This is a genomic window from Pseudomonas sp. (genome assembly GCF_046581935.1).
In the GTDB taxonomy this organism is placed as follows: domain Bacteria; phylum Pseudomonadota; class Gammaproteobacteria; order Pseudomonadales; family Pseudomonadaceae; genus Aquipseudomonas.
Genome location: NZ_JAYGFK010000017.1, coordinates 48,878 through 74,124 on the forward strand (window position 1 = coordinate 48,878; position 25,247 = coordinate 74,124).

22 protein-coding genes and 1 other RNA gene are annotated in these 25,247 nt (G+C 59.0%); 8 read left to right on the plus strand and 15 right to left on the minus strand.

All coding sequences use genetic code 11. The features are described 5' to 3' along the window. The first annotated feature begins 405 nt into the window (after positions 1-405). The 3 genes from VCA57_RS15460 (at position 406) to VCA57_RS15470 (ending at position 2,683) form a co-directional block, all read left to right on the plus strand. On the plus strand, positions 406-1,254 hold the full coding sequence (locus VCA57_RS15460; RefSeq protein WP_411185966.1) for a hypothetical protein: 849 nt from the start codon (positions 406-408) through the stop codon (positions 1,252-1,254). Positions 1,255-1,378: 124 nt separating this feature from the next. Beyond that, a complete protein-coding gene (locus VCA57_RS15465; protein WP_411185967.1) occupies positions 1,379-2,314 on the plus strand; it encodes a hypothetical protein in 936 nt (311 codons plus the stop codon). 57 nt (positions 2,315-2,371) lie between these two features. Further along, a complete protein-coding gene (locus tag VCA57_RS15470) occupies positions 2,372-2,683 on the plus strand; it encodes a hypothetical protein (protein WP_411185968.1) in 312 nt (103 codons plus the stop codon). Positions 2,684-2,896: 213 nt separating this feature from the next. Here VCA57_RS15470 and VCA57_RS15475 read toward each other — a convergent pair whose 3' ends face one another. The 3 genes from VCA57_RS15475 to ssrA form a co-directional block, all read right to left on the minus strand. Further along, positions 2,897-4,285 carry a YfjI family protein gene (locus VCA57_RS15475; RefSeq protein ID WP_411185969.1) on the minus strand — a complete coding sequence of 463 codons (1,389 nt, stop codon included), beginning with the start codon at positions 4,283-4,285 and terminating at the stop codon, positions 2,897-2,899. Positions 4,286-4,398: 113 nt separating this feature from the next. After that, positions 4,399-4,647 (minus strand): helix-turn-helix transcriptional regulator, encoded by a 249-nt coding sequence (locus VCA57_RS15480; protein ID WP_411185970.1) that lies wholly within the window; start codon positions 4,645-4,647, stop codon positions 4,399-4,401. A 242-nt stretch (positions 4,648-4,889) separates the two neighbouring features. Further along, positions 4,890-5,281: a transfer-messenger RNA gene (gene ssrA, locus VCA57_RS15485) on the minus strand. Positions 5,282-5,424: 143 nt separating this feature from the next. Here ssrA and VCA57_RS15490 point away from each other — a divergent pair. Beyond that, on the plus strand, positions 5,425-8,340 hold the full coding sequence (locus VCA57_RS15490; RefSeq protein WP_411185971.1) for an ATP-binding protein: 2,916 nt from the start codon (positions 5,425-5,427) through the stop codon (positions 8,338-8,340). Between the two features lie 66 nt (positions 8,341-8,406). Here the strand turns inward: VCA57_RS15490 and VCA57_RS15495 are convergent, their stop codons facing one another. The 4 genes from VCA57_RS15495 to VCA57_RS15510 all read right to left on the minus strand — a co-directional run bounded on the left by VCA57_RS15495 (position 8,407) and on the right by VCA57_RS15510 (position 14,579). Continuing rightward, a complete protein-coding gene (locus VCA57_RS15495) occupies positions 8,407-8,652 on the minus strand; it encodes a hypothetical protein (RefSeq protein ID WP_411185972.1) in 246 nt (81 codons plus the stop codon). An 81-nt stretch (positions 8,653-8,733) separates the two neighbouring features. Beyond that, positions 8,734-11,541 (minus strand): FAD-binding and (Fe-S)-binding domain-containing protein, encoded by a 2,808-nt coding sequence (locus VCA57_RS15500; RefSeq protein WP_411185973.1) that lies wholly within the window; start codon positions 11,539-11,541, stop codon positions 8,734-8,736. 125 nt (positions 11,542-11,666) lie between these two features. Next, positions 11,667-12,812 carry an FMN-dependent L-lactate dehydrogenase LldD gene (gene lldD, locus VCA57_RS15505; protein WP_411185974.1) on the minus strand — a complete coding sequence of 382 codons (1,146 nt, stop codon included), beginning with the start codon at positions 12,810-12,812 and terminating at the stop codon, positions 11,667-11,669. A gap of 72 nt (positions 12,813-12,884) precedes the next feature. Continuing rightward, on the minus strand, positions 12,885-14,579 hold the full coding sequence (locus tag VCA57_RS15510) for an L-lactate permease (protein WP_411185975.1): 1,695 nt from the start codon (positions 14,577-14,579) through the stop codon (positions 12,885-12,887). A gap of 324 nt (positions 14,580-14,903) precedes the next feature. Here VCA57_RS15510 and VCA57_RS15515 point away from each other — a divergent pair, with 324 nt between their 5' ends. Then, positions 14,904-15,680: an FCD domain-containing protein gene (locus VCA57_RS15515; protein WP_411185976.1), complete on the plus strand. Its 777-nt coding sequence runs from the start codon at positions 14,904-14,906 to the stop codon at positions 15,678-15,680. Here VCA57_RS15515 and VCA57_RS15520 read toward each other — a convergent pair. The 7 genes from VCA57_RS15520 to VCA57_RS15550 all read right to left on the minus strand — a co-directional run bounded on the left by VCA57_RS15520 (position 15,677) and on the right by VCA57_RS15550 (position 22,346). Continuing rightward, on the minus strand, positions 15,677-17,149 hold the full coding sequence (locus tag VCA57_RS15520) for an ATP-binding protein (RefSeq protein ID WP_411185977.1): 1,473 nt from the start codon (positions 17,147-17,149) through the stop codon (positions 15,677-15,679). The genes VCA57_RS15515 and VCA57_RS15520 overlap by 4 nt on opposite strands. Position 17,150: 1 nt before the next feature. Further along, positions 17,151-17,807, minus strand: coding sequence for a response regulator (locus VCA57_RS15525; protein ID WP_411185979.1), 657 nt, complete (start codon positions 17,805-17,807; stop codon positions 17,151-17,153). Between the two features lie 280 nt (positions 17,808-18,087). After that, entirely contained in the window at positions 18,088-18,738 is a 651-nt protein-coding gene (locus tag VCA57_RS15530; RefSeq protein WP_411185980.1) for a tetratricopeptide repeat protein, read from the minus strand. A gap of 9 nt (positions 18,739-18,747) precedes the next feature. Continuing rightward, positions 18,748-19,539 (minus strand): SDR family oxidoreductase, encoded by a 792-nt coding sequence (locus VCA57_RS15535; RefSeq protein ID WP_411185981.1) that lies wholly within the window; start codon positions 19,537-19,539, stop codon positions 18,748-18,750. Between the two features lie 8 nt (positions 19,540-19,547). Further along, positions 19,548-20,201, minus strand: a complete 654-nt coding sequence (locus VCA57_RS15540) for a TenA family transcriptional regulator (RefSeq protein ID WP_411185982.1) — start codon at positions 20,199-20,201, stop codon at positions 19,548-19,550. Further along, positions 20,201-21,673, minus strand: coding sequence for an AMP-binding protein (locus VCA57_RS15545; protein ID WP_411185983.1), 1,473 nt, complete (start codon positions 21,671-21,673; stop codon positions 20,201-20,203). The genes VCA57_RS15540 and VCA57_RS15545 overlap by 1 nt, the downstream gene beginning before the upstream one ends. Further along, positions 21,657-22,346: a thermostable hemolysin gene (locus VCA57_RS15550; RefSeq protein ID WP_411185985.1), complete on the minus strand. Its 690-nt coding sequence runs from the start codon at positions 22,344-22,346 to the stop codon at positions 21,657-21,659. The genes VCA57_RS15545 and VCA57_RS15550 overlap by 17 nt, the downstream gene beginning before the upstream one ends. A gap of 212 nt (positions 22,347-22,558) precedes the next feature. Between VCA57_RS15550 and VCA57_RS15555 the strand changes: the two genes are divergently transcribed. The 3 genes from VCA57_RS15555 (at position 22,559) to VCA57_RS15565 (ending at position 24,075) form a co-directional block, all read left to right on the plus strand. Then, positions 22,559-22,972, plus strand: coding sequence for a hypothetical protein (locus VCA57_RS15555; protein WP_411185986.1), 414 nt, complete (start codon positions 22,559-22,561; stop codon positions 22,970-22,972). 162 nt (positions 22,973-23,134) lie between these two features. After that, on the plus strand, positions 23,135-23,716 hold the full coding sequence (locus VCA57_RS15560) for a DJ-1/PfpI family protein (RefSeq protein WP_411185987.1): 582 nt from the start codon (positions 23,135-23,137) through the stop codon (positions 23,714-23,716). A gap of 56 nt (positions 23,717-23,772) precedes the next feature. Continuing rightward, positions 23,773-24,075, plus strand: a complete 303-nt coding sequence (locus VCA57_RS15565) for a ribbon-helix-helix domain-containing protein (protein ID WP_411185988.1) — start codon at positions 23,773-23,775, stop codon at positions 24,073-24,075. A 3-nt stretch (positions 24,076-24,078) separates the two neighbouring features. On the opposite strand, the gene VCA57_RS15570 is transcribed toward VCA57_RS15565, so the two are convergent. Then, on the minus strand, positions 24,079-25,095 hold the full coding sequence (locus tag VCA57_RS15570) for a DUF4917 family protein (protein WP_411185989.1): 1,017 nt from the start codon (positions 25,093-25,095) through the stop codon (positions 24,079-24,081). Between the last annotated feature and the right edge of the window lie 152 nt (positions 25,096-25,247).

Sequence of the window (25,247 nt, forward strand, 5' to 3'; positions counted from 1 at the left end):
GCAGCCCGCATGTTTGCTGGCGTTCAGGTTGTTAGGCGTGTCTTGTACAAGCCAAGGGGTGTTGTAAAGGGGTGTTGCTGTCCAGGTAAGGGGGGCGCTAAAAAATGTCATCGCCGCAGCTCCGTGGCTACAGGGGGTCCACAATTTGCAATTTGCATGTGGCGTCGTCAGACCGACGACAGATGACGACTGACCATCAGGAACGCATTCGTCAGACGCATACTGCGAAAACAGCTGGTCGATAGATGACGACCTACACGCTGAACGAAAGGGAATGTCAACGAATGCACAAAAGATGACGACTGAGAAATTCTGTGATGGCCGACCTAGAGGCTGCTTCGGCCTACCAATGAATGAAGCGAACAGAGTTCAGCAAGTAAAGAATTTGAATTGACGAGAGAGAGCATGGCCATTCACCACTACACCAAGGCGAGGATCCTGCCACTTATGCTTGAGAGCGGAAAAATCCGTTTTACGCGGGCTGATTGTCTTGATGATAAAAGCGAGATGCCATTCAGATCAGTGCATGTCGACCCAAAAAATTTCTTCATCAGTTCTTGGACTCGATCAGCTGACGAACAATCCGGCCAGTGGTATCGATATGCCAATGCACACACTGGCGTAAGAATCACAATGCCAGATATGCCGTTTGATTTGCAGAAAGCAACAATAGATCTTTCACGAGAAAGTAGGAAGCCTGAGCTCGCTGGCAAGCCAATGGGCATTCAGATCCGCGATGTAGCGCTCCCATATCCAATTTCATGCATGTTCGGTAACGGCTATGTCATATATCCAGCCAGCGCTAACCCACAAGATGACTTTGGTGGGGAGGTTTGCTATGTCAACGACCATGCTGAGCATGTCAAAAAATTCATATCTAGTGATTCAGGCAGCACGACAATATTGGGGGGTACAAGGCTGGCTCGGGTTAAGTCCCTGCCATGGAAGGACCAGGCTGAGTATCGCTTCGTCCTGATGGCCATTGCTGGTCCCGACCTCAGCTACTCGGAATCACCTAGTGGCTATCTGGCAGCTCTATACGATCTGCTTGAGACTAATGCCATAGCAGATCGACCGCTATCGCCCCCGACGGTAGCTTCCATCGATTTGCCATTTTCTGCGCAAGCTCTCGACAGTCTCGTTGTCACCCTCGGTTCAAGCATAACCATTGAAGACCGTGATGCAGTAAATCAAGCGGTTCAACGATTTGCACCCAATGCCACAGTCTTAGATAGCGAGATGTTAGTCCGATGAGCGGCTGCAAACGCCCCCCTAAAGCATGAAGCTGACATCGCCACGGGCGCAGTTCCGATGACAGTACCATGATGGTAGATTGCCACTTTTGCCAGCGGAGGGCTGATAGCCCAAGGAGCGAGTTGTGAGGCGTGATTTGATGATGGCCTGCTTGGCTATATTGCTTGCGGGATGTGGAGACGGTGGCGAGGTGTACAAGAAAGAGGCCGAGAGCCTTCGGTCTGACATCGAATCTCTTCGCACAGAGATTACTGCTGCCCAGGGCAAGATTTCTCAGCTTGAGCATGAGAATAAAATTCTGAAAGAAACTCCACATGTCTTCCTGGCGCAGGTCAGCAAAGCTGTCGACGGCGGAGACGAAGATGCGGCCAAGCGGGCTCTTGAGTCGCTAACTGCACGCTATGCAGATTCACCTGAAGCTGCTACTGGACGTGGTCTTTTTCAGAAAATGGTTGAAGATCGAGAGGCCAGAGAAAAAGAGGAGCGCCGACTGGCGACCCTTGGAATGAAAGCAATTTCGGTCAAAGGGACATTTACCGGAGACGATAGCACCGTCACTCTGCAATCTGCGCAAATAACCGGCCAGTGGAGCTTCAACGACCACGGTGATGAATATGAGTACCGATCGGCCGAACGCGATTCTCGGTACATCACGGCAAAGGTTACCTATTCGTCCAAGAGCAAGGATCCCAGGCTGGTCCCGCTGATCGTTTATGCATCAAATGGTGGCGAGCTCAAACGTCTAGGGGTAATGGGTTTTGAATTCGTTCGATGGAAGAATTACGCGACCTTCCTCGGTAACTATCACGACAACGGAAATGATTTTGCTCACACGGCGAGCATTAGATTTTCCATGGGGCTTCAAGTCCAGAGCGAAGATATATCTAAGCCGTTGTATATCGTTGCTTCCTCCGTAGGTTGCGCCGCGCGTAGCTCGGATCGATTCGGCAGACCTCCAGTGCGCTACATGACGTACAGCTGTGATAAGGCTGCTCCAAACACTCTTCGTGCAAGCGACTTCAAGGATGGCCTGTTCGGGGTTGTAAAGCGCATAGATTGAACTGCGAGATAGGCTCATCAACCAATGCGCCGACCGCGATCGCTCAGGATGGATAGTATGAAAAAAGCACTAACTGCAGCAGGCATCGCACTGCTTTGTTTGGCCATCTATACCCAGATTACGATATTCGCAGTGCCGCCAATCGGTGCAGTGCCTGATGGAAGAACGGTAATCATGCTCCGCCTCAACAAAACGAATTTTATCGATAGCGCTGATGCCATGTGCGTGCGAATCCAGGGCTACGTCAGCCTTCTATGCCGAGGGGTGACCATGGCGGGCGTTGTAAACGCCACAACCATACTGGCGCGTCTACCTTACTCCGAAACCATCTATCTCATCAGTACGAATGGGGAAACCTACAGTCATTAGTCTGCTCCAATCCCTTGAAACCCGCCTAATTTTGGCCTTTTGAATCGTGCCTATTTTTGTATATGTCAAATGACTGCTATCTAGGCCGATTCTATTTGAGCGTAAAATTTCTCCCACCAGGGATGAGGGCTACCTACGAAACCTACAGAACTAGGTTTCGTAGGTTTTGTAGGTAGCTCTGCTGGCCTTTTGAGTGAACAGACTGAGTCGAGGCTACGTTTTTCGCCAGGCATAGCGTGTCGATGGGCGGCCACCTTTCTCACCGGCAACCTCGTAGCCAACGATGAAGTCGTGTTCAACCAGAATTGCGAGCGCATTATTCACGGCGTCCTGCGAGCCCAATCCCGTCCAGTCCTTCTGGCGCACCTCTCGTGCGGTAAACGGCTCGGGTAATTTCTGCTGACGTTCCAGAAGCAACCGGGCCCCCAGTAGTGGGGCGTTAATTGCAGCACCGTACAACCGCTGTGCATGGCTCATCAGGTAAGCCGCCCAGCCAATTGCTCGGGTAGCAGCCTCTGCACTGACCACTTGCTGTCCTCCGCCGATAAGCTCGAATAGAAGTGCTAATCCAGCAATGGTCTGCGGCATTTTTAGGAAGTGGGATTGTAATGCTGGATGTAATTCTTCCCTCCGGCTTTCCCGCATGTGACGCGTATACCAAACGTTAAATATCTCCTGTGCATCCGGGCTGAATCTGAGTGCAGAACGAGGCTCATCGGGTAATTGGTCGAGCTGCTCGATAACCCAATCCACGCGCTCAGTGGCGGCTTTGTTCGGCCAGCGGTCCACCAGACGCCATTCGCGGACATCGTCGGGATAAACGGCGAGTTGCAGGCGCTGAATCAGGCCATCATCCAATTCACCGCTGATCGCGGCGCGCACCAGCGATGCGATTCGTGACGGCTGAATGCCGCCGATCAAGGATAAACAGCACGACTCGATGAAAATGGTGCCGCGTCCAATGCGGTCGTAGGTGAATGAGCCGTTGCCATCGAAACATTCCAGGTAGAACGCTCGCGCAACAGAACCGTCCTCGCTCTGTATCGTCGCCAGCCAGCCTCCCAGCTCGTCACGCACAAGCAGTAGGCCGTTGGGATTTTCGTTGAGCAGCTCGCCGAGTTTCTCGACAGTTGAGTCGTTGACTATGTACCGGCGCAGGACTGGAGCCTGCATGTCGCTGGAAAGTCTGTTCAGTTCCGCCAAAGCTGCGTTCTTGTCGCCGCTACTGAGTAGTTTTTTTGCCTTGACCTTGTCGGCGTTGCGCTCCATTTCGAGCAGCTCGCTGCTTGCCTTATGCTCGGCCTCAGCCAGGCCGTACTGTTTTCGCTCCCTGGACTCCAGGGCATGCAGTGGGCGCAGTGCCTGTTTGAGTGCAGGCGATTTCATCGCGGATGGCCGACCGATGACAACGCCCCACTGGTTGGGAACGACCATCCAATCATCGTGCTGTTTCGGGTGGATGGTAAATTTGCGCCCGACCACGGCGCTGACAGCGACCACGAGCGCGACTCCAATAAAATCTGGTGGGCACTGGGTGCGTTCAGCGACATCACGTACATATTCCCGCAGATCGGCTGGCAGTAGCTCGTCATGCCAGGGCATGACCCTCGTTAACTCACACGGGAGCGGCTTTGGCGCAATTCCTGGGCTCAGATATGAGGCACGTGCCGATTCGGGCATCTCTGCCAAGAACGGCGGGATCTGCTCGTGTGTGGTCATTGCTCATCTCTCTTGGAGATATCCTGAGTGACGCCATCACGTTCGCTGATCTTGCTCTCCAGCCAGGCCTCCACCTCCGCGACGACGAAGTAAACGCCAGCCTGTTTGCTCGAGCCAAATTTGATGGGGCGAGGGAAGCTGGGATCGGTTTCGCGCAGCTTTTCGAGACCGGAGCGGCTCTTGTCAAAGCAGTGCTGCAGAGAGGTGTGACTGATCAGGTATTTCTTGGGGGCATGTGTCGGCATGTGTGGGTCTCTGTGTGTAAGCCGACACTGATTTAATACCCCTGACAGACCGCTGTGGCGCGTTTTCAAACCGGAAAAGCGACGGAAAACGTTTTGTCTGTTGTTGAGGTAAAGGCGACAGCCGAGGATGGGCTTCGCGGGCAGGCTGTCATAAAGCTGGCATTACCCAGCCAAAACGGCCCAAAAAGACACAAAAAAGGCACTGTAGCTATTCGCTAAGTGCCTGATTTATAAAGCTAAAATGGTGGAGCCGGGGGGATTTGAACCCCCGTCCGCCAGTTCTCCACTTTCGGTACTACATGCTTAGCCGTGTCTATTAAGTTAATCCGCAGCCGCCCGACGGGCAGGGTGCTTTGGACGAGTTGTGTAAGTTTTAGCCACTTCGTCCACAACGTACTACGCGGCGATCCTGTTCTGCATGACAATCACTTCAGGTTTACAGGCATCCCCTAGTGATCGCTGGAGCCGAAGCTACCAGAAGGACTAGTCGCGCCGCTTACGCAGCGAGAGCGTAGCCCTCGTAGTTTTCGTCATTGGCAACTATAGAAAGTTGCAACAGTGGATTTACGACTTCTGTTACCAAGTCGGCATGCACCTAGAGCTTCGCTACCGGCGTCGAATCCTAATCGGCCCCAAAACTTTTGTAGCTGTTACTGGGATGCGAGTCTACGCCAAAGGTTCCTTAGCGTCGACCCGGGATTTGTCCGCGCCACTCTAGGGCGTTGCCGGCTATGATTGCCATCCCGTATTGCTGAACGTTTTTGGTGAGACTGTCGTATGCCGCGCGCACCTCGTTATCCTTTGCGCCAGTGGATTTGGCGCGCTTTTGTGCAGAGCGCCCTGATCCCGCTGATTCTGGTTGAGTCGGTGTTGATCAGCGTGTACTTGCTGAGCAACGCGGCAATCCGTGATGCGCAGATTGAGCACCTGCAACAGAGTGCGCTGGGTGATCTAGAAACGGCGGTGACGCGTGAAGGGCAGGTGGTTGATGGCCGTTTGCTTTCGGTGGAGGTCCAGGTACAGATTCTCCGTGATGCAGCGCTCAACGCCTTGCTCAACCTGCGTTTCCAGCCTGATGCGGTGGAGCGCCAGCGGCATGCGCTAACGGATAGCGGGGTGTTCTATAGCCGCAGTGATGATGGTCGCGCCGCATCCTTCTATGCCAACAGTACGCCACTCGCGCAGCAGGACCACGCCAAGGCTCTGCGCCTGGCGCAGCTTGATCCGCTGATGCGTTCGATCCAGTCTGCCAACCCGCGCGTAGCGGCGGCTTATTTCAATAGCTGGGACAACTACAACCGCATCTATCCGTTTTTTATGACGCCCGAGCAGTATCCCCATGACATGGTGATGAGTGCTTACAACTTCTATTACCTGGCCGACGCTAAGCACAACCCAGAGCGCAAGGTGGTTTGGACGGATGTCTACCTCGACCCAGCCGGCAGGGGTTGGATGATGTCGGCGGTGGCGCCGGTTTATCGCGGTGATTTTCTTGAAGGTGTGGTCGGGCTGGATATCACCATCGGGCAAATGCTCGGTGACATCGGCGAGCTGGATGTGCCCTGGCAGGGATACGCCATGCTGGTGAGCCGCGATCACAACATCATGGCTTTGCCGAGTGCCGGCGAAGCGGATTTTGGCGTGCGTGAATTGACCGACTATTCCTATGCCGAAGCGGTGCAGCGCGAGGTACTCAAGCCTGGGGATTTCAACCTGGCCAAGCGCACGGAGATGCAGCCGCTGCTGCAGGCCATGGCTGCCGGGAACGCTGGTGTGCAAGAGGTCATGCTGGGTGGACGCAAGCAGTTGATTGCCTGGAGCGAGGTGCCGCAGACCGGCTGGCAGCTGTTGTTGGTGGTGGATGAGGCGCACATTTTTAGTGAGACCAACCGCCTGGCTGAGCGCTACTTGCATATTGGCTATCTGCTGATTGCCGGGCTGGTGGTGTTCTATCTGCTGTTCTTCGCGCTGATGTGGTTTCGCGCGCGACGCTTGAACGCGCAACTGATGAAGCCGATTACGGGCATTGTCGGCATGATGCGTGAACTGGGGCAGGGCAACTATCAGCCTGTGGCCCCCAGCAGCCGGATCGACGAACTGGTGAGTATGGCCACGGCGGTACAGCAAACCGGCGAGCAGCTGCAGGCAAGTGAGGTGCAGCGTGTTGAGGCGCAGCGGATTCTCCAGTTGGTGCTGGAAAGCACCACGGAAAGTCTCTGGGAGGTTGAGGCGCAAAGCGTCAGCATTCTTCTCAGCGAACGCTTCCTCAAGCGCTTTGGTCTGCGCCAGGCGCGCATCAGCTTTAGTGACTTTAACCAGCGTGTGCATCCCGATGATGTGGAGCGTATTCGCCATTTGCGGCAACTGTTTGCGAGCAGTGGTGAGGAGCATTTCGAGGCCGAATATCGTTATGCCGATGCGCGTGGTGAATACGTTTGGTTGCTCAGCCGCGGCAAGGTCCTGGAGCGTGACAGTGATGGCCGCGCCCTGCGTGTGGCCGGTACGCATGTCGATATCACCCGGCTCAAGCAGGTGCAGGAAGAATTACGCTGCGCCAGTCTGGATGCCCAGGCCGCGAGTCAGGCCAAAAGTCGTTTTCTCTCCAGCATGAGTCATGAGCTGCGCACGCCGCTCAATGCGATTTATGGTTTTGGCCAGTTGATCGAGTTAGAGGCGCAGGACAAGCCCGATGCCAAGCAAGAGGCCGATTATGCCCGTGAGATTGTTAAAGCCAGTCGCCATCTGACCTCGCTGGTGGATGACATTCTCGACCTGTCGAGTATCGAGAGCCGCCGACAGCAGCTCAAGTTGCAGCCCGTTGAGGTCGGCGCGTTGCTGCATGGTTGTGCCGAGTTGGTGCTACCCGATGTGCAACAACGGCAATTGCAGCTGCAGGTACTGGCTGAAGGCGATGCCGGGTTGTTTGTGCAGGCGGATTTGCGCCGGGTGCGCCAGGTACTGCTCAACCTGCTGTCCAACGCGATCAAATACAGCAGCCCGCAAGGTCTGATTCGCATGGGCTACGAGGTGCGCTCAGATTGTGTGCGGCTGTGGGTTGATGACAACGGTGCCGGCATGACCGTCGAGCAGCAGGCCAATCTGTTTCAGCCGTTCCAGCGTCTGGGGCGAGAGAACTCGAGCATTCCTGGCACCGGTATCGGCCTGGTGTTGTGCCGTGAGCTGGCGGCCCTGATGGCTGGCGAGATTGGTTTTAGCAGCAGCGTCGGCAGTGGTAGCTGCTTCTGGATTGATCTGCCGAGTGCCGCCGTGCCGACTGCGCAAGGTGCTGCAGATACCGAGTCGATGTCCGCGCAACCGCCGGAATTGGCCGAGGTGCTGTGTGTGGAAGATCATCCGGCGTGCCTGAGGGTGGCTCAGGAAGCGCTGCGTGAGTTTGCCAGCGTACGTGGTGCGGGCTCGGTGCAACGGGCGCTGGCTGAGCTGGAGCAGTGCACGCCGATGTTGCTTTTGCTGGACCTGGATTTGCCTGATGGCGATGGCCTGCAGGTGCTTGATGCCATGCGGCAGAACCCGCGTTTGCAGGCTGTGCCGGTTTTGGTCATCAGTGCTGCTGCGGATGATGCGGTGTTTGCCGAGGCGCGTCGGCGCGGTGCACAAGCTTGCCTAAGTAAACCGATTGATCTCGCCCAGATGCGCCGGGTGGCGCTTAGCCTGCTGGGGCAGGCGCTGTAATCAGCATGCGTGCGCGCCTTGGGCTGTATTGCCGGAGGCGCTCAGGCAGTTGGGCAGCGACTCAGGTTACTCGCTGGCGTCGAGCAGTTGCTGGGCCTCGCCGAGTACCTTGACTGATTCGGCGTGATTGCCGGCTTTGTGCAGGGTTTCGCCCTCGCTGCGCAATTGCTGCACTTGGGCAAGCACGGTGGCATCGCTGGGTGGATTGGTTTTCAGTCGTTCATCAATCTTGGCCATATCGGCAGGGCAGTGCATGGCCCAGAGCGAGGTGCTGAGTAACGCGGTAGCAAAGAAAACGGCAAGACGGCGCATGGCAAGTCTCCAGCTGTGTGGGTAAGAGCTTTCAGTATAGAAAGCTCTTACCCGCTGGCTGGGCCGTTGGTCTGTCGGCGTTTAGGCGTTGGCGCTGCTCACCCGATCAAGCAGATAAACCAGTCCGTGGTAGTCAATGCCGCCATGTTGGCTCAGGCCTATTTCGCAGGTGCGGCTGGTGCTGATGCCTTCCTCGCAGTACTGCACGGCGGATTTCAGGCTGCGCAGGGCGTGATCATTCAGCTGCGGGGTGGTAAAGCCTTTGTCACCGGCAAAGCCGCAGCAGTGGATGCCTTCGGGGATGACTACTGCCGAGGTGCAGCGCCGTACGATGTCGATCAAACCCTGTGCTTCGCCCAGGTGTTGCGTGCTGCAAGTGACGTGTACGGCGACCGGTTTGTCTTGTGGGGTGATCGTCAGCCTGTCGAGCAACTGCTCGCGGATAAACTTCACCGGGTCATGCAGCTTCAGTCGCGCGTCCAGGCCATCTTGAATCAGCCGTAGGGTGCAGGGGCTGGTGTCGCAATAGATTGGGTCGAGGCCACCGCGACTGGCTTTGAGCAGCGCGTCGATCAGCTCCTGCTTCTTGCGTTCGGCTTGCTCGCTGTAGCCTTTGGAGGCAAACGGTTGGCCGCAGCAGAGGTTGTCCAGGTCCGCCGGGAACACCACCTGAAAGCCGCCTTTTTCCAGCAATGCGCGGGTCTTGTCGAGTAGCGGCATTTGCTCGGCATCGCTTGCCGCCGGCCCCATGGCGCGCGAAACGCAGGCCGCCAAATACACCACCCGTGGCCGGGTATCTTCGACCGCTGCCGGCAGTTGCAAACGCTGCAGGGGTTGCGGCATGGCCGGTGTCCATTGCGGCACGCGGCCCTGGCTGGCCTTGCTGATGGCCGCCGCGGTGCGGCTGAGCAGCGGCGCGCCCATGAGCATGCGTGCGCCGTTGGCCACATGCAGCATCACCCGCGCGCCCTGCATGGCGCGGTGGAAGTTATTCGCCAGCCAGTCGGCGCTGCGCTGGTTTTTAGCGTCGCGGCCACGCAGTTGGCGTACCAGGTCGCCGGTATTGATGCCCACCGGGCAGCGCTGGGCGCACAAGCCGGTGGCCGCACAGGTGTCGATGCCCTGGTATTGATAGGCGGCTTCCAGCTCGCGGGTATCGATGCCGGCGCGTTTTTTTGCCTGGATATCGCGCCAGATCACAATGCGCTGGCGCGGGCTGAGGGTCAGCCCCTTGGATGGGCAAACCGGCTCGCAGAAGCCGCACTCGATGCATTTGTCGACGATTTCGTCGGCGGCCGGCAGCGGCTTGAGGTGTTTCAGGTGGATTTGCGGGTCATCCGACAGCACCACATCTGGGTTGAGGATGCCTTGTGGGTCGAGCAGGCGCTTGATCTGCCACATAAGTTGGTAGGCGTCGTTGCCCCATTCCAGCTCGACGAAGGGCGCCATATTGCGCCCAGTGCCGTGTTCGGCTTTCAGCGAGCCGGCAAACTCCACGGCCACCAAGTGTGCCACTTCATCCATAAAAGCGGAGTAGCGGGCGATCTGTTCAGGTGTTTCGAAGGCCTGGGTAAATACAAAGTGCAGGTTGCCTTCCAGGGCGTGGCCGAAAATGATCGCTTCGTCATAGCCGTGCTTATCGAACAGCTCAAGCAGGTGATTAACGCCCTCGGCGAGTTGTTCGACGGGGAAGGTCATGTCTTCGATGATCACCGTGGTGCCGGTCTGGCGCACTGCGCCCACGGCGGGGAAGGTGTCTTTGCGGATTTTCCACAGCAGGTTGTAGACGGTCGGGTCTTCGCTGAAATCCACCTGTTTTTCCAGGGGGAAGTCGGCGATGGAGGCCATGATCAGTTGCAGTTGCTCGTGCAGCAGGCTCTGGCTGGCGGCGCGGGATTCAATCAGCAGGGCGCAGGCATGTTCGGACAAGCCCTTGACCCATTCCGGCATGCCGGGTTTGTCCTGCACCGAGCGCAGGCTGCGGCGATCCAGCAGTTCTACGGCGGAGACCGGCTGTTGCTTGAGCACGGTCACCGCGCGGCAGCAGCTTGCCACATCAGGGAACACCAGCAGGGCGCTGGCTTTGTGCGGGTGATCGGGCACGGTGTTGTAGGTCACCGCGCTGATAAAGCCCAGGGTGCCTTCGGAACCGACCAGCAGGTGGCTGAGGATATCCAGCGGCTGGTCGAAATCGACCAGGGCATTGAGTGATAAACCGGTGGTGTTTTTCAGGCGGTACTTGTGGCGAATTTTGGCGGCTAATTCAGCGTTGGCGCGGGTGTTGCGCCCCAGTTCGCTGAGTTGCGCCAACAGCTCGGCATGGCTGGCGGCAAAACGCGCCACGCTGAGCGGGTCTTCAGTGTCCAGCACGCTGCCGTCGGCCAGTACCAGGCGGATACCGGCCAGGGTGTGATAGCTGTTTTGCGCGGTGCCGCAGCACATGCCGCTGGCGTTGTTGGCGACGATGCCGCCGATCTTGCAGGCGTTGATCGAGGCCGGGTCAGGGCCGATCTTGCGTTGAAACGGTGCCAGCACGGCATTCGCCTGAGCGCCGATTACGCCGGGTTGCAGACGAATCTGCGTGCCTTCGCTGCGGATTTCGCGGCCATTCCAGTTGTCGCCCAGGACGATCAGCACGGAGTCGCTGATGGCTTGACCGGACAGGCTGGTGCCAGCGGCGCGGAAGGTCACGGGCACCTTATGCGCGCCGGCCAGCTTGAGCAGGTCAACCACCTCCAGTTCCGCTTCGACGCGCACCACCAGCTTGGGGATCAGCCTGTAGAAGCTGGCATCGGTGCCGAAGGCCAGGGTCGACAGCGGATCATCGAAGCGACGATCTGCTGGAATCAGGCGTTCGACGGCGGCAAGAAAGGCGGCAGGCAGGCTCATGGACACTCCGGTAATTGTCGGCATTTGTGGCGATGCTGCATGAGTAGGGTGGGTTACGTGGCGTGTACAGGCTGTTGTGGATGTTAAGAGCGGTGAGCGCCACTAACCCACCCTACAAAAGCTGTTTAGCGGCCCAGTTCGCGCACCAGTGAATCGGCATTGATCTCGCTGATCGATTTAGCCCCGGTCAGCACCATGGCCACGCGCATTTCTTTCTCGATCAAGTCCAGCAGGTTGCTCACCCCGGCACCGCCGGCAGCCGCCAAGGCATAGATAAACGCGCGGCCGAGCATTACCGTGTCAGCGCCGAGGGCAATCATGCGTACCACGTCCAGGCCGGTGCGAATGCCGGAGTCGGCGAGAATCGCCAGGTCACCTTTTACCGCGTCGGCAATCGCCGGCATGGCGCGAGCGCTGGAGAGGACGCCGTCGAGCTGACGACCACCGTGGTTGGAGACGACGATGCCGTCGGCACCAAAACTCACTGCGTCTTTGGCGTCCTGCGGGTCGAGGATGCCTTTGATCACCATGGGGCCGTCCCAGAACTCACGAATCCATTCCAGATCCTTCCAGGAAATCGACGGGTCGAAGTTGTTGCCCAGCCAGCCGATGTAGTCCGCCAAACCGGTGGGGTTGCCGCGATAGGTGGAGATGTTGCCCAGGTCATGGGGCTTGCCCAGCAGGCCTACATCCCAGGCCCAGCGTGGGTGAGTCATGGCTTGCAGCATGCGGCGCATAGGTGCGTTCGGGCCGCTCATACCGGAGTGTGCGTCGCGGTAGCGCGCGCCGGGTACGGGCATGTCCACGGTGAACACCAGGGTAGTCACGCCGGCGGCTTTGGCGCGCTCCAGGGCGTTTTTCATAAAGCCACGGTCTTTCAGCACATACAGCTGAAACCACATGGGGCGGTCGATGGCTGGCGCGACTTCTTCAATCGGGCACACCGAGACGGTCGACAGGGTAAAGGGGATGCCTTTGGCGGCGGCGGCTTTAGCCGCTTGCACTTCACCACGGCGGGCACACATGCCGGTCAGGCCGACTGGTGCCAGGGCTACTGGCATGCTCAGGGTTTCATTGAACAGGCGGGTTTCCAGGCTCAGTTCCGCCATGTTGCGCAGTACGCGCTGACGCAGGGCGATATCCGCCAGGTCGCTAACGTTACGTTTGAGTGTGTGCTCGGCGTAGGCGCCGCCGTCGATGTAGTGAAACAAAAAGGGCGGCAGCCGGCGTTGGGCGGCGGCGCGGTAGTCGGTGGAGGCAGAAATAATCATGGAGTCACCCAGGCGGAGAAAAAGGGTTTTACAACACTAGGGGCGCGGCTTGTGGCGCGCCCCTGGCGGTCATCAGCCTGCCATCAGTGGGTCGCTGATGCCCAGTACATATACCGCGAACAGTGCGATCAAGCCGGTAAACAGCACGTAGTACAGGGTAGGCCAGACGGTTTTGCGCAGGATGCTGCCTTCACGACCGAGCAGGCCGACTGTTGCCGAGGCGGCCACCACGTTGTGGATGGCAACCATGTTGCCGGCGGCGGCACCGATGGCCTGCACCGAGACGATCAGCGCGCTGGAGATACCCAGGGTATGCGCCACGCCAAACTGGAATTGGCTGAACATCATGTTGCTGACGGTGTTGGAGCCGGCAATAAAGGCACCCAGGGCACCCACGCTCGGTGCCAGCAGCGGGTAGATGCCGCCAACGCTGTCGGCCACCCAGCGCGCCATCAGGATCGGCATGCTCGACAGCTCAGCGGAGTTGACCCCGGAGTTGATCAGGATGCGCACCATCGGCACGGTAAACAGCAGCACAAATCCAGCGCTGAGCAGCACGCTGGAGGACTCTTTCACGGCGCTGCTCAGTTCACGCAGTTTCATGCCATGCAGGAAGAACGTGGCGATTACCACGGCCACCAGAATCCCGCCCGGCAGATACAGCGGCTGGAAGTTGGCGCTGACACCGGCTTCACCGAGCAGGTCGGGGAAGTTCAGCATGACGCCTTTCAGCGCGGCGCTCACCTCGGGAAACACCCGGCTGATCACCAGCAATGCGCCGACCAATACATAGGGCAGCCAGGCGCGCAGGGCGCTCATGGGTTTGGCGGTCAGTTGGTCGAGCTTCATTTCCACGCTGCCCAACCATTCCGTTGGCCATTTATCCGCCGGAGCGAAATCCCAGGTGGTTTTTGGCAGCAAAAAGCCCATGCGCGCGGCGCTGGTAACAATCGCCAGGCCAATCAAACCACCCGCCAGGGACGGGAATTCTGGGCCGAGGAAGATGCCGGTCAGGGCGTAGGGAATGGTAAACGCCAGGCCCGCGAAGATCGCGAAGGGCAGTACTGCAAAACCGGCCTTCCAGCTTTTCTCGGTGCCGAAGAAGCGCGTCAGCATCAGTACCATCACCAGCGGCATCACGGTGCCGACAATGGCGTGAACAATCGCCACTTCGCTGGTGATCAGTTGCAGAAACTGCGCCCAGGACGAGCCGTGTTCAACCAGTTGTGCGCCGATGGTGGCCGAGTCCAGGCCGGTATTGACCCCGACGATGATCGGCGTACCCACCGCACCGAACGACACTGGCGTGCTTTGCACCAGCATGCCCATCAATACAGCGGCCATGGCCGGAAAGCCGATGGCAACCAGCAACGGCGCGGCGATGGCGGCGGGGGTGCCGAAGCCGGACGCACCTTCGATAAAGCAACCAAACAGCCAGGCAATGATGATCGCCTGAATGCGCCGATCCGGGCTGATGGTGGCGAAACCGGTGCGAATCGCGGTGATACCGCCAGAGTGCTTAAGGGTGTTGAGCAGCAGGATTGCGCCAAAGATGATCCACAGCAGGCCGAGGGTAATTAGCAGGCCCTGCAGGGTCGAGGCGAGAACGCGGTTGATGCTCATGTCCCAAGCGAACAAGCCGACGCACGCCGTTACCAGGTAAACCAGTGGCATGGCGCGTTTGGCCGGCCAGCGCAGGCCAATCAACAGAATGGCAGCCAGCAGGATGGGGGAAAAAGCCAGTAGGGCAAGAAGACCAGTCGACATGGCGAACTCTCCTTAATGCTGCGCGCTGCGCATGAGTGGGTGCGAATGCTCATCGGGGTGCAGTGCTGCGGCGGATAGTGGGCGTGGAGCCGGCATAGGGAGACCTCGTTGGGTTCTTGGAATTGTTTTATCTTGGTAAATTGGTAATACCAATTTACACGACTGCGCGATCAGGGTAAAAGTGCAGCCTCTGGCCTGTCAAATATCTGCCTTACGACTTTGGTCGTAGGGTGCCGGCTTGCTAGCTTCTTGAGCTGGCGATAGGCTTGCCGGCGCTGGGCCTTAAGGCCCATGGCAGGTGGTCAAACCAATGGAGTGCGGGTTATGGAAGTGGGTTCGGTGCGTCAGCGCCGCTTGTCGGACGACATCGTCAGCCAGCTGGAAACCATGATCCTTGAGGGCACGCTCAAGGCGGGCGAGCGTCTGCCAGCGGAGCGCGTCTTGGCTGAGCAGTTCGGCGTATCGCGGCCGTCGCTGCGTGAGGCGATTCAGAAGCTGGCAGCCAAAGGCCTGCTAGTCAGCCGCCACGGCGGTGGTAACTTTGTCGCCGAAACCCTCGGCTCAACCTTCAGCGACCCGTTATTGCACCTGCTGGAAAGCAACCCCGAAGCGCAGCGCGATCTGTTGGAGTTCCGCCATACCCTGGAGGGTTCTTGCGCGTTTTACGCCGCGCAACGCGCCACCGAACTGGATCGCCAGCGCCTGACAGAGGCCTTTTCGGCCCTGCAGGACTGCTACAACCGCAGTGGCAAGGTTACTCGCGCAGAAGAGGGCGCGGCGGATGCTAACTTCCACCTGGCGATTGCCGAGGCCAGCCATAACGCTGTGCTGCTGCATACCATTCGCGGGCTGTTTGACCTGCTCAAGCGCAACGTCGTCACCAATATCGGTGGCATGTACGCCCAGCGTGATGAAACCCGCGACATGCTCATTGAGCAGCACCGCACGCTGTATCAGGCCATTGTTGACGGTCGCGCGGAAGAAGCGCGGGCGATTTCCAACCGACATATCGATTATGTGCAGGAAGTGCTGGCCGAAGTGCAGCAGCAGGCGCGCCGTGAAGAGCGCGCCCTGCGCCGGGGCGCGCGTCCTCCGCGTTAACGGCGGCGCGGTAGGCGCACCGCCACTTCCAGGCCGCCCAGTGGTGATTCACTTAGGCTGATGCTGCCACGGTGCAGCTCCACTACGCGGCGCACGATGGATAGACCAAGACCCGCGCCCTGGCCTGTGCCGAGTCGATAGAAGCGTTCGAAGAGCTTTTCCCGCTGCGCTTCGGCCACGCCGGGGCCGCTGTCCTGCACGCGCAGCACGATGATGTCGTCCTGTGCGTCCAGCTGCACCTGAATCTGCCCGCCCTCGGGGGTGTATTGCACGGCATTGCTGACCAGGTTCTGCAGCAATGTGCCAAGGCTCGGGCCGTCGGCCAATAACACATAGTTCGCCGGTTCAATGGCCTCAAGGTTGAGTTCCTGGTGGCGGTCCAGGGCCAGCGGGATAAGTTCTGCCAGCTCGTTACGCACATAGCTGAGCAGGTCCATTTCACGCATCGCCAGTTGCACCACGTTGGGGTCCAGGCGGGCCATGGTCAGCAATTGTGCAACCACGCGGGTGGCGCGTTCGACGCCGCCACCGAGCTGGCGCAGGGCGTCATCGCGGTCCTGCAGGTCGGGTGCATCCAGGGCGTTTTGTGCATGGATGCGTAGCACGGCCAGCGGTGTGCGCAGCTCGTGGGCGGCGTCGGCAATAAAGCGTTTTTCTTGGTCAAGCAGTTGGTTGACCTGCATCAGCAGCCGATTGATCGACGCACTCATGGGCTCAAGTTCATGCGGCAGCGGGCCGAAAACCAGCGGGGCGAGGTTGTCCGGTGCGCGTCCTTTGATTGCCTCCGCCATGCGCTGCAAAGGTTGTAGCCCCCAACCCACCGCGAGCCAGAGCAGCAATGCGAGCAACGGCAGGCCGATAAACAGCGGGTGCAACGCGCGCTGGGCAATTTTCCCGGACAGTTCACCGCGCACGTCCTCGCGCTCGCCAACCAGTACCCAGTGATGGTCAACGTTGTCATGCAGAACGAACACCCGCCAACGATGGTCGCCAAGCGTCAGGGTGTGATAACCGCTGAGGTATTTGGCCAGTAGCGTTAGGCGTTCATTGAGTGGCTGCTCATTGGCCGGCAGGCTGAGGCCAAGCTGAGCGATCATCTCCATCAACAGGCCTTTGGGCGCGCTGGCCGACTGGAATACCAGTTCGCCGCTGTCGTTGAGCATCTGGAACGCGAGCTTGCTTTCGTAGCTATGCCCCAGCAGGCCACTGAGGTCACGCGAGCTGTGCTTGAGCAGCAGCGCCTCGTCCAGCGCGGCTTGCAGGTCGCGGCGAGAGTCGGCGGACAGTTCGTGGCGCACCAAACCCATCAGCATGCGTGAGGTCTGCGCCAGTTGCGCGTCGAATAGCTCTTCAACCTCATGGCTGGCATCGCGGTAAATCTTGTGGCTGATCAGAATCAGGCTCACGGTCAGCAGCGACAGCAGCAGTACCAGCAAGCGTGCGCGGATCGAGTGCAACAACTTCGGCATGTTATTTATCCACCAGGTAGCCAACACCGCGCACGGTGCGGATCAACTCAGGGAAGAACTTCTTGCGCAGGTGGTGCACGTGCACTTCCAGGGCGTTGCTCTCCAACTCTTCATCCCAGCCATAGAGCGCTTGTTGCAGCTTGTCGCGGGTCATCACCCGGCCGGGCTGGGCGAGCAGTTCGTGCAGCAGGAGGAACTCCTTGCGCGGCAGGTTGACGGCCTGGCCCTGATAAGTGACCGCCTGGCTGACCGGGTCAAGGCTGATGCCACGGTATTCCAGCGCTGGTTGTGGGCGGTTGAAGCTTCGCCGCAGCAGGGCGCGCAGTCGGGCTTTAAGCTCGGCGACATCGAAGGGTTTGATCAGGTAGTCATCGGCACCGGCATCCAGCCCGGCGATGCGGTCGCTGGTCGAGTCGCGCGCGGTCAGCACCAGTACCGGCACAGGATTGGCCGCAGCGCGCAGATGCTTGAGTACTTGCAGGCCATCCATACGCGGCAGGCCGAGGTCGAGAATCGCCAGTTCGAAGCTTTCACTGGTCAGTGCGTGCAGTGCACTGCTGCCATCTTGCACCCAGTCGACGGTGTAGCCTTCGGGTTTGAGTGCGGTGCGAATCCCTTCGCCAAGGGCTTTGTCATCTTCGACCAGCAGAATACGCATGAAGGTGTTCCTGATTTTTATAAATATGTTTTGGCTGAGGTGCAGCCATTCGTAGGGTGGGTTAGGCGCAAGGACGCGAGTTAACGACTAATGAGTCGTCAGTTGCGCCGTAACCCACCAGGCCCATAAGAGGTTGGTCGATTATCGCGTGGTGGGTTACGTGGCGCACACATTGCGCAGCTGTTTTAACACTCCGCCTCTGCGCCACTAACCCACCCTACAACAGCAGCCTCACCTGCAAGAATCCCTTTTTTTGCTATTCAGGTTCGATTAGGAGAGGTTACTCCAGTTCGGCGTTGACCTTGCTCAGCAGCGCTTGAATATCCTGCTTGCGGCCAGCATCGGCAGACAGACGATTAGGCCGGGCGGGGGCTTGCAGGGCTTTTTCCAATGCGGCCTTGGCCTCTGCATAGCGTTTGCCGTGGGCCAGGAAGTCGGCATAAAAGTAGTTGGGGTCGATGCCGTCCGGGTTGATCGCCAGAGCCTTTTTGAGCATGGTTTCGGCTTTTTCGTTGTCACCAAAGCCAATCGGCCAGCCGGGCACCTGGTAGTACAGGCTGCCGAGGCTGGTGTAGGCCGAACCGGACAGTGCTTTTGGGTCTAACGCAAGGCCTTGTTCCAGGCTGGCTTTGGCTTCTTTGACCAAACCGAGCGCACCGAGGCCACCCTTGGCACCGGCGTAGGTGCTGAGGATGATGCCGTTCCAGATATGCAGTTCGGCCGCTTTAGGCTCTGCGGCGACAGCTGCCTGTGCCTGGGCGCTGAGGCTGGCAAAGGCTTTTTCGCGCTGTTCCTTGGGTACTTGATAGTTGATCTCGGCCCAGCGGTCCTGCAGGGATTGCAGTTGCGCCTGACCCTGCTCGCTCAAGGCGAAGGAGGGCAAGCTGACGAGGCAGAGCAGGGCACAGGCAACGTTACGGATACGGTTCATAAAGGCTCCTTAGGGTTTGCTACGGGCAAAGCGCTGGATAATCGGCAATTGTTTGCGCAAGGCCTGGTCGACCACGCGGGGTAGCAGGCTGTTGAGGCGCACGAACAGTTGCTCCGGCCAGCCGAGATAGCGTTCCTCTTTTTCGCGGTGGATCGTGGCCAGTAGCTGCACGGCGACGCTATGTGGGTCATCCATGGCGACATTCAATTCGTCATTCATGGCCACTACATTGGCGGCGTTCATGCTGGTTTGGGTGGCGCGTGGGGCGAAGTAAAGAACCTTCACCTGGGTGTCTGCCAGTTCGCGGCGTAGTGCTTCGGAGAAACCGCGCAAGGCGAACTTGCTGGCGCAGTAAGCACTGAAGCCGGGGTAGCCAATGGAACCGAAGGTCGAACCGAGGTTGACCACCAGTGCCCGGCCTTGCTGGCGCAGCAACGGCAACAGGCGATGGGTCAGTTGTAGGGTGGCGGTGACGTTGAGCCCGATCAGTTCGGCGATGGCGCTTTCGTCATGCTGTTCCAGCAGGCTGAAGTGATTGACCCCGGCCGCATTGATCAGGGTGTTGATGCCACCGAAACGTTGCGCGGCGTTAACCACGGCTTCGCGGCCACTGCGTTCAAGGATGTCGGCCTGTACCACCTGGACCTTGCCCTTGTGGGCATTGGCCATGGCCTGCAGCACGTCAGTTTGGCGGCCAACCAGCAACACCTGCGCGCCTTCGTTGAGCAAGGCGCTGACCAGTGCCTGGCCAATTCCGCCGCTGGCTCCGGTAATCACCGCGCGGCATTCGGAAATATTCATCAGGGCTCCTATGCGCTCAGCGGCAGGCTGCGGAAAACATCGCCGTATAGGCGGTAAACCACTTTGGCGGTGTGCACCACTGCGGCCTTGTCGTCATCGCTATCTAATTGGTTCATCAGTTTTTTGAAGAATTCGATGTGATCCAGGTCGAGGCTGCCGTGGGAGCTCAGGTAGCTGAAGGCTTTGTTCGGCAGTTGTAGTTTGTCCTGAATCACTCCGGCAACCTGGGTGGCCAAGGCAATACTGGTGCCTTCCAGCACGTTGACCATGCCAAAAAAACTCACCGGGTTATGCCGGGCGATACGGTCGTAAACGTAGCTGACCATCAACTCGGTCGACATATGCGGCAGGCCGTTACGCACGGCTTCCTTGTCTGCACCGCAGGCGGCGATGTCATTGAGGACCCATTCCTGATGGCCTTTCTCCTCGTCGATGTACTCGGCGATGGCGTCGCGCAGCCATTCCAGGCGCTCTGGCAGGCGCGAGCCGCAGGCCATCAGCAAGGGTACGGTGTGTTTGACGTGGTGGTAGGCCTCGGTGAGAAAGGCGACGTAGCTGTTCAGGCTCACTGTGCCGCTCATGGCCTGGGCAATGATCGGCGCGCTGAGCAGGTAGTTGCGTTCAACGCTGGTTTGTTCGAGCAGGGATTCATAGAAGCTCATTAGGCATCTCCGTAGCAGGTTTGGTCGGCCATCAGCTGTTCGACGGCGTTCTGATAGTGGTTAAGCAGGGCGTTACGGCGCAGGCGGCCATTGCTGGTGGCCAGCTCATTGGCGCTGCTGAATGGGGCCTCGGCGCGCAGCCAGTGGTGCACGCGGGCGTAGTCGGGCAGGCTCAGGTTGGCGGCGGCCACGGCTTCGGCCAGTTGGCTGTCGGTGGTGCTGGCGAAACGTGGCACCAGTACGGCGACGTTGCCGGGCATGGCTTCACCATGCAGCCAAGCCTGGGCGATAGGCAGTTGCTGGACCAGTTCAGCCTCCACCCACTCCGGGTTGACGTTGCGGCCGAAGGCGGTGATGAACTGGTGTTTCTTGCGTCCATGCAACACCAGGAACGGCCCTGCAAGATGGCCCAGGTCACCGGTGCCCAGCCATTCCTCAGCGGTGCCCGGCTCGCCCAGATAACCCAGCAAACGCGGGCCTTTGACCTGGACCTCTCCATCAGCGCCGAGGCGCACTTGCAGGTGCGGCAGTGGCTGGCCAACAGTGCCGATCTGGCGCTGCTCTGGCGTATTCAGGCACACCACCGAGGCGCATTCCGACAGGCCGTAGCCTTCGAATACCGGCAACCCCAGGGCTTCGGCACGTTGCAGCAGTTGGCTGGCCACACGGCCGCCGCCGACTGCAATAAAGCGCAGTGAGTTAGGCACAGGCAGACCGCGTTCGGCGGCGCTGACCAAGGCCAGCAGCAGCTGCGGCAGCAGAATCAAACTGTTGGGTTGCGCCTGGCCCAGGGCGCCGAGAAAGCGCGGCAGGTCGAACTGACTGGCACCCAGCAGGCCGATTTGCGCCATGGGCATCAGCTCGATTTTCGCACCCGCCAGCAGCGGCGCATAAACCCCGGCAATATTTTCCAGCAGGGTGGCCAGTGGCAGTACGCACAGGTGGCGTGCAACCTGGCAACTGGCGCTGGCCTGCACCAGGCTTTGTGCCACCGCCAGTTGTGTGGCGACATCCAGGCACACGCCTTTGGGTTGGCCGGTGGTGCCAGAGGTGTAAGTAATCTTGCAGGTGCCAGCAGGTAATTCGCTGACCATTGCGCGTGGTCGTTGCAACACGCCCGCCGCGCTGCTGCTAAAGCCGAGGGCGCTGAACAGCGTGCTGTCCGGGCTGATCAGGCAATCGATGCCGGCGCTGTCGAGCACGTGCACTTGCTGGCTGCTGGAGAAGAACCCTGGCACAGGCACGCAGACCAGTCCGGCATGCAGCGTGGCCAGATCCCAGAGCACCCAGTCGATACCGTTATCCAGCGCCAGGGCGATACGCCGAGCGCCAAGTTGCTGCAGTTGCTGGCTGCGTTGGGCAACCTCGTTGAGCAACTGGGCATAGCTCAGTTGCTGCGCGCCTTCACGTAAGGCGATGGCGTTGCCGAGGGCGGCCAGGCGGTCGAATAGTGGTTTAGCGGCAGGCCACATGGGGCATGTCCTCCAGGGCGTAGAAGGCTTGGTGAGCTAGGCGTGGATAAGCGCCCTGCTGCAGCAGGCGCTGGTGGCCGGCGTAGATGTCGCCGGCCATCACCTGCGGTTGGTTGTCGTAATAGGTGCCCCAGTCCGCCTGCTCATCGCCCATGCATTCAAGGGTGGCGGGGCCGAGAGATACGGGCGTAAGGCCTAGGCGCTGAAAGCTGTTCAGCAACCCCAAGGTGCCGGTGAAGGTCACCCAGCGGTAACCCAGCGCCACCAACAGGTCTGTCAGGGCAACAATCAGCAGGCGTGCGGCACCGGGGCTGCTGGCAGCCAGGTTGCCAACCTCTACCAGTTGCTCACGCGGCGGCGCATTCATCACGCGCTGGGCGGCTATGACCTGCTCTACCGGCATGCCCAGGTAACGCTCAAGGAATAACGGGCCGCTGCCGGCGCTGCGCAAACCCACTGCGCCGAGCAATTGCCCGCTGCTGTCTTCCAGGCTTAGCAGGCAGGGCATGTAATGGCGGATGCGGGCTTGATGTTGGGCGGCAAAGCGTTCGCCAATAAAGGCTTCAATGCCGGCGCGGCGTGGGCTTTCGCTATTGGCCAGATAGAGGCTGAGCGGTTGCTCGCGGCCAATTTGTGCAAGTGCAGTATTTTGATACACCCAAGGCAGCTCCATAAACGGAACCTCATCTGAGAACTTGGGAGTGAGTTTCTGCTGGCAGTCTTAACGCTAAATTAAGTCGGAAAATATTCTGCAGAGTGTGTCAGCGGCATTTCATTGCTTGCACTGCAACCACAACAGCCCATAGCCTGCTAAGCCGTGCCTGCGGAGTGTCTGCAGGCTTGCCATGCCCTGACTTTTTAAGCGCCAAACGCTCGGAGATAGCTATGCCCCCTATGGATGCTGAGCAACAACTGGCGGCCCGTCTGGCCATTCTGGAAAACCCTGAGGCACAGGACTGCACGGTCTATCGCGCAGATGAGCAGGACCCGGAAGCAGAGGAAGTGGATCTGGGCGATGCCAAGGTGCTGTTCTGCGGCCCGTTTGAGGCGCCCGCTGACTGGGATGCGGCAGAGCGTGAAGATTATTTTGGCGACAGCGCGCCTGAGTTATTCGTCAATGCGCGCGTCGAATGTGAAGCCAAGCCGGGGTCCAAGGACCACTTCACCCTGGATATTGGCGACTATGTGGCGGCGCAGCCTGGCCAGGGTGAAGTTGTGATGTTCTACGTGCACGATTACCTGGAAGACGACAGCGGCTGCACCTATGTGCTGCTGCGTGACGAAGAAGTGCTGGAGTAACGCAGTTAAGCGCTGGGTTTCTTGCTGAAACCCAGCGCATCAGCATCTTGTTTATTGCCTACCGTTTATCTGTCATTTCCCCTCGTAGTACCGGGTTATTACCCATCCCCAAGCAAAAGGCTCAACACTCTGTGCTTCTCAATCAATAAAGGGAGCACGCACATGGCCGCGAAAAAGATCCTCATGCTGGTCGGCGACTACGTCGAAGACTACGAAGTGATGGTGCCGTTTCAGGCACTGCTGATGGTCGGTCATCAGGTGCACGCGGTATGCCCGGACAAAACCGCCGGGCAGAGTGTACGTACCGCCATTCACGACTTTGAAGGCGAGCAAACCTACAGCGAGAAGCCAGGGCACAACTTTGCGCTTAACTTCGACTTCGCTCAGGTCAAGGCCGACGACTATGACGCGTTAGTGGTGCCCGGTGGTCGTGCGCCTGAGTACCTGCGGTTGAATGCCCAGGTGCTGGCGCTGGTGCAGGCGTTTGATAAAGCCGGTAAACCGATTGCGGCGGTCTGCCATGGCGCGCAGTTGTTGGCGGCGGCTGGTGTATTGCGCGGGCGTGAATGCAGTGCTTACCCGGCCTGTGGGCCAGAGGTGACGCTGGCTGGCGGGCAATATATGGATATCGCCGTAGACCAGGCCCATGTGCAGGGTAATCTGGTCACCGCGCCAGCCTGGCCTGCGCATCCAAACTGGCTCGCGGCGTTCCTGAAAGTGCTGGGTACGCAGATCACGCTATAAACGCTAAGTCGCACCTGGGGCCTGCGTGGCCCCAGAATCGAATGAGGGGAACCGCCATGTGTGAGCTTTACGTTCAAGCCGACCCGATTCTCTACGAGTCCCGCGCCCGTTCGCTGCGCATTCGTGGCGTGGTGACTACCCTGCGTCTGGAAAATCAGTTCTGGGACATCTTGCGCGAGATTGCCGAAGTCGACGGCATGACCACCAATCAGCTGATCAGCAAGCTGTATGACGAGGTGATGGACTACCGCGGCGAAGTGGTGAATTTCGCCTCATTCCTGCGCGTTAGCTGCACCCGCTACTTCAGCCAGCGCCGCGCACCGGCTGAGTTGAGTGTGGTGCGCGCCATCAGCCAGTAACGGCTACTGCGGCGGGGTGATTGCCACGCGTAACGCCGCATCGCCTAGAGGGTGACTCAGGGAGTCGAAGAAGCGCAGCTCGACCTCCTGTTCAATGAACAGGCTGGCGTAGTGGCGTTTCTGCTGCTGGATAAACTCACGGTTGTGCGGGTAAATCGAGATGGCCAGGGTCTGCAAGCCGGCTTGCTGCAGGGCTTTGACCAGGTGCTGGTCTTGCGCCGCCAAGCTATGGCCGAAGATGCACAGTCTGTCCTTGGGTTGCGCCAACTGCTGGTAACAGAACGACAGATAGTCGGAACTGCGAATGGCTTTGAGTTTGTCTGCGCTGCTGCCTTCATTGACGAACAACGGGATGTCGCCCAACTGGTTGATGGCGAAACTGGCCAGCAGGGTGCTTTCCGAGGAGTTCAAAATACGTGTGCTGCCATCGATGTTCTTCACCAAATGCATGCCGCCATGCAGGTAGAGCATGCGCGTGGCGCTGCTCTGGCGGGTGTTATTGCCGAGGTCAAAGGTCGAGTCCTGCCCACGGAACAGCTCTTCGAACGCCTGCGGTTCCTGCATCACTGCCCAGTAGTTGAGCAGATCGTAATTGCCGGAGTAGACGGTCTGGTATTGGCTGAGCGCGCTGTTGATGCGCGTCAGGCTGCTGGCCTGCATTTGGCTCCAGGGAATGTGCACCGAACGCACGGCGTGGATCAGCGCTTCCTTGATGGCAAAGTAGCGATGGCGTGGTGACGATGAGTTGATAGTCAGCGCGGCATTAACCCGAATGCTGTTCTTCAGGGCACTGAGCACCTGCTCGAAGTTGCTGGTGTCCAATGCGCGGAACACGCTTAGCTCGGTTGGGCTCAGCGGGCGATTGCGCGTGGTTTGCGCTTCATCAAACAGCGAGAAGTAAGCGAACTTGCGCCATACCGCCAAGCTTGCGCCGTTGCCGATCAGCAGCTCGGGGAAGCCGACGCTGCTGTTCAGGGTGCTCCAATCTTCCAGTTCGCCAGTAAATGCCGGGAGTTCCATAATCGCTACTTGTCGCCTTGGGCCATAATTGCTCAGGGCGCGACTTTAGCATGGGCCGCAGCCGTAGCTGGTTTGCTCTGGTGGCTGGGGGATTTCCGGCTTTGCGGCAGCAGCCCATCTGGAGCCGCTAGGCGAGTGAATTTTCTCCAAGC